General features: G+C 64.3%; 16 protein-coding genes. 3 read left to right on the plus strand and 13 right to left on the minus strand.

From position 1 onward, the window contains the following. Nucleotides 1-55 precede the first annotated feature (55 nt). From KYE46_RS14795 to KYE46_RS14850, 12 genes are all read right to left on the minus strand, one after another. A complete protein-coding gene (locus KYE46_RS14795; protein WP_219001578.1) occupies nt 56-487 on the minus strand; it encodes a DUF5333 domain-containing protein in 432 nt (143 codons plus the stop codon). A 99-nt stretch (nt 488-586) separates the two neighbouring features. Then, nucleotides 587-967 (minus strand): hypothetical protein, encoded by a 381-nt coding sequence (locus KYE46_RS14800; RefSeq protein ID WP_219001580.1) that lies wholly within the window; start codon nt 965-967, stop codon nt 587-589. 24 nt (nt 968-991) lie between these two features. Next, nucleotides 992-1225, minus strand: coding sequence for a hypothetical protein (locus tag KYE46_RS14805; protein ID WP_219001582.1), 234 nt, complete (start codon nt 1223-1225; stop codon nt 992-994). A 226-nt stretch (nt 1226-1451) separates the two neighbouring features. Further along, entirely contained in the window at nt 1452-2747 is a 1296-nt protein-coding gene (gene nuoF, locus KYE46_RS14810) for an NADH-quinone oxidoreductase subunit NuoF (protein ID WP_219001583.1), read from the minus strand. Nucleotides 2748-2780: 33 nt separating this feature from the next. Further along, nucleotides 2781-3026, minus strand: coding sequence for a DUF5337 domain-containing protein (locus tag KYE46_RS14815; protein ID WP_219001584.1), 246 nt, complete (start codon nt 3024-3026; stop codon nt 2781-2783). 89 nt (nt 3027-3115) lie between these two features. After that, a complete protein-coding gene (locus KYE46_RS17520) occupies nt 3116-4111 on the minus strand; it encodes a hypothetical protein (RefSeq protein WP_247716850.1) in 996 nt (331 codons plus the stop codon). Between the two features lie 142 nt (nt 4112-4253). Beyond that, complete coding sequence (locus tag KYE46_RS14825; RefSeq protein ID WP_219001585.1) at nt 4254-5480, minus strand: NADH-quinone oxidoreductase subunit E; 1227 nt, start codon at nt 5478-5480, stop codon at nt 4254-4256. Between the two features lie 413 nt (nt 5481-5893). After that, nucleotides 5894-6265 (minus strand): hypothetical protein, encoded by a 372-nt coding sequence (locus KYE46_RS14830; protein ID WP_219001586.1) that lies wholly within the window; start codon nt 6263-6265, stop codon nt 5894-5896. Between the two features lie 138 nt (nt 6266-6403). Then, nucleotides 6404-7642, minus strand: coding sequence for an NADH-quinone oxidoreductase subunit D (locus tag KYE46_RS14835; RefSeq protein WP_219001587.1), 1239 nt, complete (start codon nt 7640-7642; stop codon nt 6404-6406). After that, complete coding sequence (locus KYE46_RS14840; RefSeq protein ID WP_219001588.1) at nt 7639-8265, minus strand: NADH-quinone oxidoreductase subunit C; 627 nt, start codon at nt 8263-8265, stop codon at nt 7639-7641. Before KYE46_RS14840 ends, KYE46_RS14835 begins: the two co-directional genes overlap by 4 nt. A gap of 10 nt (nt 8266-8275) precedes the next feature. Next, nucleotides 8276-8809, minus strand: coding sequence for a NuoB/complex I 20 kDa subunit family protein (locus KYE46_RS14845; RefSeq protein WP_068360244.1), 534 nt, complete (start codon nt 8807-8809; stop codon nt 8276-8278). Nucleotides 8810-9022: 213 nt separating this feature from the next. Then, complete coding sequence (locus KYE46_RS14850; protein WP_219001589.1) at nt 9023-9388, minus strand: NADH-quinone oxidoreductase subunit A; 366 nt, start codon at nt 9386-9388, stop codon at nt 9023-9025. A 157-nt stretch (nt 9389-9545) separates the two neighbouring features. On the opposite strand from KYE46_RS14850, the gene KYE46_RS14855 reads away from it, so the two are divergent. From KYE46_RS14855 to KYE46_RS14865, 3 genes are read left to right on the plus strand one after another with little or no spacing between them, the layout of a single operon-like run. After that, nucleotides 9546-9875 carry an ArsR/SmtB family transcription factor gene (locus KYE46_RS14855; RefSeq protein ID WP_219001590.1) on the plus strand — a complete coding sequence of 110 codons (330 nt, stop codon included), beginning with the start codon at nt 9546-9548 and terminating at the stop codon, nt 9873-9875. Continuing rightward, on the plus strand, nt 9875-10315 hold the full coding sequence (locus KYE46_RS14860; RefSeq protein WP_219001592.1) for an SRPBCC family protein: 441 nt from the start codon (nt 9875-9877) through the stop codon (nt 10313-10315). The genes KYE46_RS14855 and KYE46_RS14860 overlap by 1 nt, the downstream gene beginning before the upstream one ends. A gap of 28 nt (nt 10316-10343) precedes the next feature. Continuing rightward, nucleotides 10344-10658 (plus strand): YciI family protein, encoded by a 315-nt coding sequence (locus KYE46_RS14865; protein WP_219001594.1) that lies wholly within the window; start codon nt 10344-10346, stop codon nt 10656-10658. 80 nt (nt 10659-10738) lie between these two features. Here the strand turns inward: KYE46_RS14865 and KYE46_RS14870 are convergent, their stop codons facing one another. Next, nucleotides 10739-12286, minus strand: a complete 1548-nt coding sequence (locus KYE46_RS14870; RefSeq protein WP_219001596.1) for an AMP-binding protein — start codon at nt 12284-12286, stop codon at nt 10739-10741. Nucleotides 12287-12373: the final 87 nt, after the last annotated feature.

Genomic DNA, 12373 nt, shown 5'->3' on the forward strand with positions numbered 1-12373 from the left:
CCCTTTGTTGGCACGCGCCGTCAGGCGCTAGCGGTCGTTTGACCCGCTTCTACCCCTACCGGAGCAATCTGCCAATCTGCGTCCCTGCGGTAATTTCGTCGCGCCCCACGCGACAGACCGCTTCTTCCTCACGGTGATCGACGCCACGCTCCGCAAACCACGCGTGCATCACCTCGCGGTAACGCTGCTGTTCCGTGCGATCATCGATGAAGGCGCGGATGTCACGACGCGCCACGCCGAGCTCCTCTGCACGGTCCGCCAACCCCTCGGCAAACCCCAGGGCGCGCAAGAGGCGCGGGCTGATGTCGTCGCATTTGTTCTGGATGTGGCGGCCCACGGCGATCACCGTCAGACCCTCGTGGATCTCCGGATCATCGCGCATGATCTGCCAGCTGTCCGTCTGGGCGTGACCCGTCGTCGAGAAGAGGCCCACCGCGAGCACGAAGCCTGCAGCTGCCACTATACGAAAGGGGGTAATCATGTTCATTGTCATCCCTTGGAAGATAAGCCCGTTTTCCCGACGCATAGATGCGCGCCGAAGCCCGGGTTATTCAATGTCACAAAGGCGTTATCGGGGTTTTGCGCGCTAATCCGCCCCACGGGCGGGGGCGGCTGAGTGGCCGGGAACCTCGCACCCCGCGGCCGACCATATCCCCTCGTCCCCGGTCTCTCTCCAGCCGAAGAAGAGCGGCACCTGCCGCAGCCCCTGTTCGAGGCAATAGGCTTCCAGCGCCTGCAACGCGGCGGCGCGCGCCTCGAAGGGCACCGCGCGGCCGTTGACCGTGCGCACGACGAGCCCGCCCTGCACCGGCGCGGCATCGAAAGCCGCCGCCTGTGGCGACGCGCCGGGATTTAAGATCGTGACGTCCGGATCGTCCAGAACCCGCAATGGCCCGATGGAGGTGATCTGTACCTGCGACGGCATACAGGCGGCCAGCACCAGCGGTACGGCCAGAAGCGTTCTCATGATGGATCCCCCGTGTCGTGCAGGCTAGAGGCGCACGCCCCAGAAGGTGATGATCAACCAGACCAGAAGCGTCAGGAACAACAGGGCGAGCACGATATAGATCGCCGCCTCCATCCGTTCCGGAGTGTTCAACACGATCGCCACGCCAGACGCGATCATGCCGCCGAGCACAGCGCCCAGAATTGCGCCCCCCACGCCCCATTGGCCGTAGCCGAGGGCCGCGCCGAAGACCGCAAAGGTCAAATAAATGACTGCCAAGGAATACCAGTACACGCGCACCATTGTGCTACCCTTTACTCTTGCCCCGCCGGTACGTCGCACGATGCGCGCCCGGTCATTTTGCGGGCAGAATATGAAAAACAGGGGATTCCAGCAAGATGCGCGCGCCGTTGCCGCCGCAGGTGAGTCCGCCGCGCCACAGGCGCAGGACCCGCCCGCGCCCGCCACCCGGACGCGCAGTGCGTGATTTGGTCGATAGCGGCGCTTACTCCGCCGCGATCTCTACCGTGCCGCCGCGCTTCACGCGGATGCGGTCCTCGATTTCGTCGCGGAAGTTGCGAATCAGGCCCTGAATTGGCCAGGCCGCCGCGTCCCCGAGCGCGCAGATCGTGTGGCCTTCGACCTGTTTGGTCACGTCGAAGAGCATGTCGATCTCTTCCACGAGGGCTTCGCCGCGCACGAGCCGCTCCATGACGCGCATCATCCAGCCGGTGCCTTCGCGGCAGGGCGTGCACTGGCCGCAGGACTCATGCTTGTAGAAGGCCGCGAGGCGCCAGATCGCCTTGATCATGTCGGTGGAGTTATCCATCACGATGACCGCCGCGGTGCCGAGGCCCGACTGCAGATCGTTGCGCAGGTAATCGAAGTCCATGATCGCGTCGCGCATGTGCTCGCCACGCACGCAGGGTACTGAAGAGCCGCCGGGGATCACCGCCTTGAGGTTGTCCCACCCGCCGCGAATGCCTCCGCAGTGCTTGTCGATCAGCTCCTCGAAAGTGATCGACATGGCTTCTTCCACCACGCAGGGCTGGTTCACATGGCCCGAAATCGCAAACAACTTCGTGCCGGCGTTGTTGGGACGGCCGAAACCGGCGAACCATTCCGCGCCACGACGCAGGATAGTCGGCACGACAGCAATCGATTCCACGTTGTTGACCGTGGTCGGGCAGCCATAAAGCCCCGCGCCCGCCGGGAAGGGCGGCTTCATCCGGGGCATGCCCTTGCGGCCTTCGAGGCTTTCCAGCAGCGCCGTTTCCTCGCCACAGATATAAGCACCGGCGCCATGGGCAAGGTAGAGGTCGAAGTCCCACCCGCTGTCGGCAGCGTTCTTGCCGAGAAGCCCGTCGTCGTAAGCCGCGTCGATGGCCGCTTGCAGCGCCTCGCGCTCGCGGATGTACTCGCCACGGATGTAGATGTAGCAGGCATTCGCGTTCATCGCGAAAGAGGCGATGAGACAGCCCTCGATCAGCGTGTGGGGATCATTGCGCATGATCTCCCGGTCCTTGCAGGTGCCCGGCTCCGATTCGTCGGCGTTCACCACAAGATAGGCAGGACGCCCGTCCGATTCCTTGGGCATGAACGACCACTTGAGACCGGTGGGGAAGCCCGCGCCGCCCCGTCCGCGCAGACCCGAGGCCTTCATGATCTCCACGATCTTGTCACGACCCAAGGCGATCAGGTCCTTGGTGCCGTCCCAATGGCCACGCGCCTTGGCGCCCGCAAGCGTCCGGTCGTGCATGCCGTAGATGTTGGTGAAGATCCGGTCTTTGTCCTGCAACATGTGCTCAAGTCCTTGGTCGGTGCGCGGCGGATCCTAGCGGTGATCCGGGTCGCGTTTTCGCTCTTTCCACACCCAATACGTCACGATGAGCGCCCACACCAGTGCCGCAAACGCCGCAAGGTCGATCAGGAACGCGAAACGCGGGGGCCAGCCCATCTGCGCGCCGATGTATTGCGCCGCGATCCACAGCACCATCGTGGCCGCCATTACAATCGCCGCGCGCTTGATCTGGCGTACCCGGCGGTGCTCGGCTTCAGAGATGTCGCGGCGGTCTGGCATGGCGGAGGAGCCTGTGGCGTCTGTCAATTTCGTCGAAGGGATGCGCGATCGCGCCGCGCATCCCGATTGGTAGCACTCGGATCAATGGATCAGTAGACCGAGCCGTCGTCGACCTTGCGAGAAAACTCCGTCTCCCCACCCGAGGCGAGATGCTGCGCCTGATCGACCCAAGCGTCGCGGCTGACCCGACCCTTGAAGCCTTTCAGGTTCTGATCGACCCAACGCACCTCGTCCGGCGTCCAGGCCGCGATCTGGTCGAAGTGGTAGAAGCCGAGAGAGTTGCACAACTGCTCCATCTTCGGCCCGACACCCTTGATCCGCTTGAGGTCATCGGCCGTGCCGTTGCGCGGAGCGTCGAGGCCCGCCGGACGCGTGCCTTCCATATGCTCCGGCGGGGGTGAGGCTGCGATTGTCTGCGCCGCGTCGCTGGCCGCATTGGCTTGCGCCACGGCCTCTTCTTCGGCGGCGGCAGCGGCGTCGGCCTCTGCGCGGGCCAGCGCGGCAGCCTCAGCCGCGCGTGCGGCTTCGCCCTTGGCTTCCTCGGTCTGCTCCGTTGTGGCATCAAAAGCGCGATCGCTCTCGATCTGCGATGCAATGGAGGCTTCCGATTCGGCGGCGGCTGCGTTTTCTGACGCCCGAAGCGCCTCGGCCTCGGCGGCATCGGCCGCGGCCGCGACTTCCTCGACCACAGGGTTCGGCGTCTCCGTCTCCAATTCGGTCGTGTTGCCGACGGAGTCCGACGGGGGCGGACGGTCCATCTTCGGCTCGCTCGCAGGCTCCGGGTCAGCATCCGCACTTACCGGACGCTCGGGCGACGGCGTGGCGGCGGGCGGGACGGCTGCGGCTGCGGGTGTCGCGGTTGTGCGCCCCGTCGTAGCGGATGCCTGCGCCGAGGCGGATTGCTCCCGGCACATCAGCGCCGTCAGCACCGCGCCAACAATGGCGCCGAACAGGATGCCGACCACGAGGCTTCCGAGAAACGACCAGCTACTCAGCACCCACAACACGAGCCACAGGACTACGCCAGTCGCGACGGCAATCCCCCACGACCACTTCAGGCACTCGGCCCCGCTGGTATTATTCATGATCTAAACCCCCAAGTTCTTCGGAAAATTACAGTTTTGCACAGTACTAACGCACAAGGTGCCCGCTGTCTTCCATCGAAACGACATTATGCCGCAGGGGCGGTGGCGGAGGCCGGAAACAGCCCCGCGCCACGGAGGGCCCTTAGTCCTCGGACGCGAAGGTCCGGGCTTGCAAGACCCAGTTGTCGCGCACGATACGGCCCTTGAACGGAATGCGCGCATCGACCCAGGCGATTTCCTCGGGTCCCCAGGCCGCGATCTGCTCGAAGTGGTAGAACCCGAGGTCGTTCAGGACGCCCTCAAGCCTTGGACCAACACCGGAGATCCGTTTCAGGTCGTCTGCCCCGGTCTCGCGCGGGCCGCTCAGCAACTCGGGCTGCTGCTCGACCGCGGCAGAGGTCGCTGTCTGCACAGGTTCAGCGCCCGCTTTCGGTGCCTTGGCGGGCGTGGGCTTCTCTCCGACCGGAGAGACATCGTCCGGCACGTCGATCGGGTCGACTTCCGTGTCAGTGGTCTCCTCGGGCTCGGTTTTCGAAACGGGCTTCGCCGTGGATTTCTCTGCCGCCTGCTCCTTGGTGATCCCGGTGTCGTCCACCGATTTCCCCTTGGCGCGATTGGCGGGCATGGGACGCTCCGGCTCGTCCGGGACACCGTCCCCCGATTGCCGGCCCCAAGGTGCGAGAAGCGGCACTTCGGTGCCGTCGATGCGCTTGATCGTATCGCCGATGTCTTTCGCCAGACGCGCCGAGATGTTCAGCTCATCGCGGCCTTCCGCGTATTCCGTCAAAGACGTCAGCCCGCCCGCGGGCTCCGAGGCGTAGCGGCCGTTCTGCGGCCCCGGCGTCGGCACTTCGCCGCGCGCCATGGCGTCGATCAGGCCGGCGAAGCTCTCGGCCGTCAGGTCCTCGTAATAATCCTTGCCGATCTGGGCCATCGGCGCGTTGGAACAGGCGCCGAGACATTCAACTTCTTCCCAAGAGAACTTGCCGTCGGCGCTCAACTGATGGGCCTTCGGCGCGATCTTCTCGCGCGCCACGGCCACCAGATCCTCAGCGCCACAGATCATGCACGAAAGCGTGCCACAGATCTGGATATGGGCGACAGAGCCCACGGGGGCGAGTTGGAACATGAAGTAGAAGGTCGCCACCTCGAGCGCGCGGATGTAGGCGAGGCCCAACATGTCGGCGACATATTCGATCGCGGGACGGCTCAGCCAGCCCTCCTGCTCCTGCGCACGCCACAGAAGGGGGATGATGGCACTGGCCTCACGCCCCTCGGGGTACTTGGTGATCTGAGCCTCCGCCCATGCCTGGTTGTCAGGCGTGAAAGCAAAGCTGGATGGCTGCTCGGGGTGGAGGCGTCGGAGCATCTGTATCGTCCCTGGCGTTCAACTGTTGCGGAGGGTTTCGCGCAATCCGGCGCGGTTGTCCATGCGCGGGAGGGCCGCAGGGCCAGATGAGCGGCATCAAATCGTGCATCTCCGGCCCGGAAGCCGCGCCATTTGCTGTGCTGTTTAGGATCGGAGAGACGGCGCGATGTCCGCTATCGACACAGAAGTAGGGCGCCTTTCCTGGGTATAAGGCAAGAAAGACGCCCTCGCCCGGGCCGGACCCCTTCTTTCCGCCGGGCTAACGGGGCAGACCGCGCCCGCAAGGGGCACGCCAATCGGCGGAGGGGTTCAGGGAGGCAATGGGGTCGCTCCGCGCGATGACATCGGTCTGCGTATCTGTCCCTCCAGACTGGCCGGAGAGCAGAACCGTCACAACGGAGGGAATCCGTAAGTTACTCGGAGACGTCAGGCGTGATCTCTGCCTCGGGTGCCGCGCCGCCTTCGGACGATTCCTCGACTTGCGCGGCGCCTTCGGCCTCGTCCGTCTCACCGATCTGCTGTCCCATGCACAGGCCCCAGTTCACGAGGGTCAACGTCCCCTCACCGCTCGGGGCGAGGTATCCGTCCCGCATCAGGGGCACGGCCATCTGCGGGAACTGGGCGTTCTCCAGCCCGGCCGAGGCCAGCAGGTCATTCACGTCGTCCTGATGCAAGACACAGCCCTGTGCGGCGATGGCTTCGGCCAGAACAAATCCGGGGTGATCCCCGGGCGTCGCAACCTGCGCCAGCGCAAATGCCGGCATCATCGCAACGAGCGGGGCCATGAGGGGGGTCGCAAATCTCAACACGGGGCAAGGGTCCTTCAACTGGGGGTCTTCCCTGCATACCACGGCACCGCCCACGAAAAAGGGCAGGCAACCCACCGGTCCCCTGCCCCAATCAATCACGAACCTGTCAGCGCCTCAGCGGTCGACTTCGCCGAACACGATATCGAGCGAACCCAGAATGGCAGAAACATCGGCCAACTGGTGACCCTTGCAGAGATAATCCATCGCCTGAAGATGTGCGAAGCCCGGCGCGCGCAGCTTGGCGCGGTACGGCTTGTTGGTGCCATCCGCCACGAGGTAGACGCCGAACTCGCCCTTGGGCGCCTCGACGCTGGCATAGATCTCGCCCTCGGGCACGTGGAAGCCCTCGGTGTAGAGCTTGAAGTGATGGATCAGCGCTTCCATCGAGGTCTTCATGTCGCCCCGCGTCGGAGGTGTCATCTTGCCCCGCGCGATGACCGGACCCGGCTCGTTACGGAGCTTCTCGAGCGCCTGATGGATGATCTTCGTCGATTCGCGCATCTCGGCCATGCGGCAGAGGTAGCGGTCGTAGCAGTCGCCGTTCTTGCCCACGGGGATCTGGAAGTCGAACTCGTCGTAGCATTCATAGGGCTGCGCACGGCGCAGGTCCCAGGCAAAGCCCGACCCACGGACCATCACACCCGAGAAACCCCAGTTCTGGATATCCTCTTCCGTCACCACGCCGATATCGACGTTGCGCTGCTTGAAGATCCGGTTCTCCGACAGGAGCCCGTCGATGTCGTCGAGCATGTTCGGGAATTCGTGCGCCCATGCGTCGATGTCTTCGATCAAGTCGGGCGGCAGGTCCTGATGGACGCCGCCGGGCCGGAAATAGGCCGCGTGCAGGCGGGCCCCCGAGGCCCGCTCGTAGAAGATCATCAGCTTTTCACGCTCCTCGAAGCCCCAGAGCGGCGGCGTCAGCGCGCCCACGTCCAGAGCCTGAGTCGTCACGTTCAAAAGGTGGTTCAGGATCCGCCCGATCTCGCAGTAGAGCACCCGGATCAACTGCGCCCGGCGCGGCACCTCGGTGCCGGTCAGCCGCTCGATCGCGAGGCACCAGGCATGCTCCTGGTTCATCGTGCCGACGTAATCGAGCCGGTCGAAATAGGGCAGGTTCTGCAGGTAGGTCCGGCTCTCCATCAGCTTTTCGGTACCGCGGTGGAGCAGGCCGATATGCGGATCGCAGCGCTCGCAAATCTCGCCGTCGAGCTCCAGAACCAGCCGCAAAACGCCGTGGGCGGCAGGGTGCTGCGGGCCGAAGTTCAGGTTGAAGTTGCGGATCTTCTGCTCGCCGGTCTCGAAGTCAGAGGAGCCGTCGTCGTAGGTGTTCCCACGGATATCGCCGTCCATCATGCCTTCTCCCCCGACTTCTCATCTTCTGCCTTCTCGTCTCCCGGCAGCACGTAGTGCGCACCTTCCCAGGGGGACATGAAATCGAACTGGCGGTATTCCTGAACGAGGCTCACCGGCTCGTAGACCACGCGCTTTAGTTCCTCGTCGTAGCGCACCTCGGTGTAACCCGTGGTGGGGAAATCCTTGCGCAGCGGATGGCCGCGGAAGCCGTAGTCCGTGAGCAGCCGGCGCAGGTCGGCGTGGCCGGTGAACAGGATGCCGAACATGTCGTAAATCTCGCGCTCGTACCAGCCGGCGCCCGGATGCACGGAGGAGATCGAGGCCAGCGTATCTTCTTCCCGGATCGCCACTTTCACCCGGATGCGGTGGTTCTGGTACATGCTCAGGAAGTGGTAGACGACGTCGAAGCGGCGGTCGCGGCTCGGGTAGTCCACGGCCGTGATGTCGATCAGGGTCGAGAAACGGCAGGTGCGCTCGGTCTTCAGGAAGTCGATGAAGTCGACCAGATTGGCGGCGATCACCGTCACGCTCAATTCACCCACGGCGTTGATGTCGGTCGACACCACGTCGTCGGCACGCTTCTCGGTGAGGAATTCGGCCAGTTCTTGCAAAGCTGCGGTCATGTCGCTCCCCTCAGCGTGCGATGGTGCCAGTGCGGCGGATCTTCCGCTGCAACTGCAAAATGCCGTAGAGCAGCGCCTCGGCCGTCGGCGGGCAGCCGGGCACGTAGATGTCCACGGGCACGATCCGGTCGCAGCCGCGCACGACGCTGTAGCTGTAGTGGTAATAGCCACCGCCGTTGGCGCAGGAGCCCATCGAGATCACGTAACGCGGCTCGGGCATCTGGTCGTAGACCTTGCGCAGCGCGGGCGCCATCTTGTTGGTCAGCGTGCCGGCCACGATCATCACGTCGGACTGGCGAGGAGAGGCGCGCGGCGCGATCCCGAAACGCTCGGCATCGTAGCGCGGCATCGAGGTGTGCATCATCTCCACCGCGCAACAGGCCAGACCGAAGGTCATCCAGTGCAGCGATCCGGTACGCGCCCAGTTGATGATGTCCTCGGACGACGTGACGAGGAAACCCTTGTCCTGAAGCTCTGCGTTCAGGGCCTGCGTGGCGACCTCGCGGTCAGCACCGGCATGGTTCGGAGTGGTTGCTACGCCCATCGTGGCTCATCCTATGTTCGTTCGTCCTCGGAGATACGGCTGCAACGCGCCGGGGTCAACGCGGGCGCGCAAATTGGTCGGCGTGACCTTGTCGCACCCCGGCGCGGCCAACGCGTTCGAAACCGTGGCGCCGCCTTAAATGCAAAACGCCCCGGAAAGGGGCGCCGCGTGGGGCTCGATCAGAACCCATGTTCATGCCTGCCTGCGCCGGGATCACTCCCAGTCCAGCGCGCCCTTCTTCCATTCGTAGGCGAAACCGATGGTCAGGACGCCGAGGAAGACCATCATCGACCAGAAACCCACATCGCTCAGCACCGGGAAGGCCGTGGCCCAGGGGAAGAGGAAGGCGATCTCGAGATCGAAGATGATGAAGAGAATCGCGACGAGGTAGAAACGCACGTCGAACTTCATCCGCGCGTCGTCGAAGGCGTTGAAGCCGCACTCGTAGGCGCTGACCTTTTCCGGGTCGGGGTTGCTGACCGCCACGACCACGGCGGCGAGGATCAGCACCAGCGACAGGCCGATGGCCAGCCCGAGGAAAATCAGGATCGGGGCATATTCAGTCAACAGCTCGGACATGGTCGCTCCATGGATGCGGTACGGCCTTGGGTTTACGTCGCCGGGCTTGGGCGGTCAACGGCACACGGTGCGACGAAATGGGAGGCCCCCGCCCCGCTCCAACGCACCACCCTTCAACGCCCTAGCATTCATTTAACAAATGTGTTAAATGTTATGCATGAGTATGCTGCCCGCCATCTTCGCCGCCCTCAGCGATCCGGTCCGACTGGAGATCACCGAGAAGCTCATGCGTGACGGGGAAACCACCGCAGGAGAGATCAGCGCCATGTTCGATATCTCCGGCCCCGCGATCTCGCGCCACCTGTCGGTGCTGCGCAAGGCTGGCCTGATCGACCGCGAGGTTGCGGGCAAGCATCGCATCTATTCGGTCCGGGCCGAGGCGATCCAGAAGGTCTCGGACTGGACCCTGAACCACCGCGCGTTCTGGGAGGCGAGCCTCGACCGGCTGGACGCCGAACTGCGTGCCGACAAGGAAAAGGACGCATAATGACCGATGTCGTCACCCTCGAACGCGTCCTGCCCGCCTCGGCGGCACAGGTCTTCGCGAAGATTACCACCCCGGACCAGATGGTGCGCTGGTGGGGACATGCCGACATGACCGTGCCCAAGCATGACCTGGACTTTTCGCGCCCCGGCCCATGGTACGCCGTGATGGAACAGCCCGACGGGACGCAACTCATGGTGTCCGGCACGGTGACCGAGGTCGACCCGCCGCGCTTCATCGCCTTTACCTGGGGCTGGCACGAGGGCGGTCCCGGCGGCCCTCGCGGCACGGAAACCAACGTCACGATCGAGATCAGCGCCGCAGGCGAGGATCGCGCGACCATGATCTTGCGCCACTTCGATCTGGGAACCGATGACGCCCGCGCCGGACACGCGCGCGGATGGCTCGCGATCTTCGACAAACTGGAGAGAGGGTTGGCCTGACGCCGGCCTGCAACAAGGAGGACGACCAATGCCTGAGTATCTGTTTGCCTATCACGGGGGCGGCATGCCCGAGACGCCGGAAGAAGGCGAGAAGATGATGGAAGCCTGGAACACCTGGTACGGAAACATGGGGGATGCCGTCGTGAACCCCGGCGCGCCCGTTGGCATGTCGAAGACAGTCGCCAAGGGCGGCGTCAGCGATGATGGCGGTGCCAACCCGATGTCCGGCTTTACCGTCGTGCGTGCGGAGTCGATCGAAGCCGCCTGCGACATGGCCAAGGGGTGCCCGATGGTCAGCGATGGCTCCGGATCGGTCGAAGTGGCCGAAGTGATGGAAATGTAGTCAAAAGTGGCGCGGCCCGTAGCCCTTGTGCGCAAGGATCACGGGCCGCCCGGTTCGGATGAATTTACTGCTCCGCGCCTCTAAAGCGCGTCGCGCAATTCGCGGCGCAGGATCTTCCCGCTCGCCGATTTCGGGACACTCTCGACGAAGCGATATTCAACCGGGTGCTTGTAATGGGCGAGGCATCCCTCGCAATGGGCCCGCAGGTCTTCTTCCTTCACCGCGCCCGAGGTGACGACAAAGGCAATCGGTAACTCGCCGGCCTCCGGGTCCACGCGCCCGATCACGGCGGCGTCGGTGACGCCTTCGCAGCCGCATAGCGCCGCCTCGACTTCGGCGGGAGCGACCTGAAAGCCCTTGTACTTGATCAACTCTTTCAGACGATCACGGATGAACATGAAGCCATCCTCGTCGATCTCCGCCAGATCGCCGGTTCGCAGCCAGCCATCGTCAGCCATCGTCTCCTCGGTCGCTGAAGCGTTGTTGAGGTAGCCCTTCATCACCTGCGGCCCGCGCACCCAGAGCTCTCCTTCCAGACCGGCCGGCAAATCCTCCATCGTGTCGGGATCGACGATTCGGCACTCGGTCGAGGGCACCAACTGACCGCTGGAGCCGTGGCGGATCGCGTCGCCGCGGGTCATGTGGCTGACGGGGCTGAGCTCGGTCATGCCGTAGCCCTGCACCGAATTGGCCCCGAAGCGCGTGCCAACGGCGGCCTCGATCTCGGCGCCGAGCGGCGCGGCGCCCGAGAAGACCTCCGTCACGGACGACACGTCGTAGTCGTCCACCATCGGATGTTTCGCGAGGCCGAGCGCCACGGGCGGGACCACGAACAGGCGCGTCACGCGATGCTCCTGGATCAGGCGGAGATACATCTCCAGATCGAAGCGCGGCATGGTGATGATCGCGGCGCGCTGGTTGAGGAACAGGTTCATCATCACCGTCATGCCGTAGATGTGGAAGAACGGCAGGAAGGCGATGGCCTTGTCGGCCTCGGTGATTTTCGCCATGGCGGCGGTCTGGGTCACATTGGCCACGAGGTTGCGATGGGTGAGCATCACCCCCTTCGGTTTGCCGGTCGTCCCGCTGGAATAAGGCAGCACGACCACGTCATTGGCCCAATCTCCGGGCACCTGATCGGGCAGTTCCTCGCCCATGATGTCCGTGATCCCCAAGGCGCCATCTCCGCCACCGTCGAGCACCACGAGATCGAGGCAGTCAGTGCCCACCATGGCCGTACGTGCGGCCTCTTCGAACATCGAAATGGTGATCAGCACCGTCGCGCCCGCGTCAAGCAACTGGTGCTTGATCTCGGGGGCGGTATAGGTCGGGTTGATCGTGGTCACCGTCCCGCCACCCCATGCCACACCGTGAAACAGCGCCGGATACTCGGGGATGTTCGGCGCAAGGATGGCGACGGTGCCGCCCGGCAGCACACCCCGCGCGGTCAACCCGCCCGCGAGTGCCTTGATTTGCGACATCAACGCACCCGCCGTGATTTCCCGTCCCGAGGGACCGTCGATCACCGCGACCGTGTCTTCGCGGCCTAGCAAGCCATCGAAGAGGGTCTGCGTGACGGACTGATCGGGCACGGTCACATCGCCGTAAGGGCTCTGAAAAATTGGCATCATTTCCTCCCTGACCCGGCAGCTCTTGCGGCGCCGGTAGGAGGCTACGATGGGCGATCAGACCGCGTCCTGTCCATAGGGTCGTGC

This window comes from Gymnodinialimonas ceratoperidinii, from assembly GCF_019297855.1.
Classification (GTDB): Bacteria; Pseudomonadota; Alphaproteobacteria; order Rhodobacterales; family Rhodobacteraceae; genus Gymnodinialimonas; species Gymnodinialimonas ceratoperidinii.

What these genes read in the sequence shown, in the direction of transcription:
- KYE46_RS14795 (WP_219001578.1), bottom strand. Translation starts at nt 487, where the DNA reads ATGAACATGATTACCCCCTTTCGTATAGTGGCAGCTGCAGGCTTCGTG.
- KYE46_RS14800 (WP_219001580.1), bottom strand. Translation starts at nt 967, where the DNA reads ATGAGAACGCTTCTGGCCGTACCGCTGGTGCTGGCCGCCTGTATGCCG.
- nuoF (WP_219001583.1), bottom strand. Translation starts at nt 2,747, where the DNA reads ATGTTGCAGGACAAAGACCGGATCTTCACCAACATCTACGGCATGCAC.
- KYE46_RS14815 (WP_219001584.1), bottom strand. Translation starts at nt 3,026, where the DNA reads ATGCCAGACCGCCGCGACATCTCTGAAGCCGAGCACCGCCGGGTACGC.
- KYE46_RS17520 (WP_247716850.1), bottom strand. Translation starts at nt 4,111, where the DNA reads ATGAATAATACCAGCGGGGCCGAGTGCCTGAAGTGGTCGTGGGGGATT.
- KYE46_RS14825 (WP_219001585.1), bottom strand. Translation starts at nt 5,480, where the DNA reads ATGCTCCGACGCCTCCACCCCGAGCAGCCATCCAGCTTTGCTTTCACG.
- KYE46_RS14830 (WP_219001586.1), bottom strand. Translation starts at nt 6,265, where the DNA reads ATGGCCCCGCTCGTTGCGATGATGCCGGCATTTGCGCTGGCGCAGGTT.
- KYE46_RS14835 (WP_219001587.1), bottom strand. Translation starts at nt 7,642, where the DNA reads ATGATGGACGGCGATATCCGTGGGAACACCTACGACGACGGCTCCTCT.
- KYE46_RS14840 (WP_219001588.1), bottom strand. Translation starts at nt 8,265, where the DNA reads ATGACCGCAGCTTTGCAAGAACTGGCCGAATTCCTCACCGAGAAGCGT.
- KYE46_RS14845 (WP_068360244.1), bottom strand. Translation starts at nt 8,809, where the DNA reads ATGGGCGTAGCAACCACTCCGAACCATGCCGGTGCTGACCGCGAGGTC.
- KYE46_RS14850 (WP_219001589.1), bottom strand. Translation starts at nt 9,388, where the DNA reads ATGTCCGAGCTGTTGACTGAATATGCCCCGATCCTGATTTTCCTCGGG.
- KYE46_RS14855 (WP_219001590.1), top strand. Translation starts at nt 9,546, where the DNA reads ATGAGTATGCTGCCCGCCATCTTCGCCGCCCTCAGCGATCCGGTCCGA.
- KYE46_RS14860 (WP_219001592.1), top strand. Translation starts at nt 9,875, where the DNA reads ATGACCGATGTCGTCACCCTCGAACGCGTCCTGCCCGCCTCGGCGGCA.
- KYE46_RS14865 (WP_219001594.1), top strand. Translation starts at nt 10,344, where the DNA reads ATGCCTGAGTATCTGTTTGCCTATCACGGGGGCGGCATGCCCGAGACG.
- KYE46_RS14870 (WP_219001596.1), bottom strand. Translation starts at nt 12,286, where the DNA reads ATGCCAATTTTTCAGAGCCCTTACGGCGATGTGACCGTGCCCGATCAG.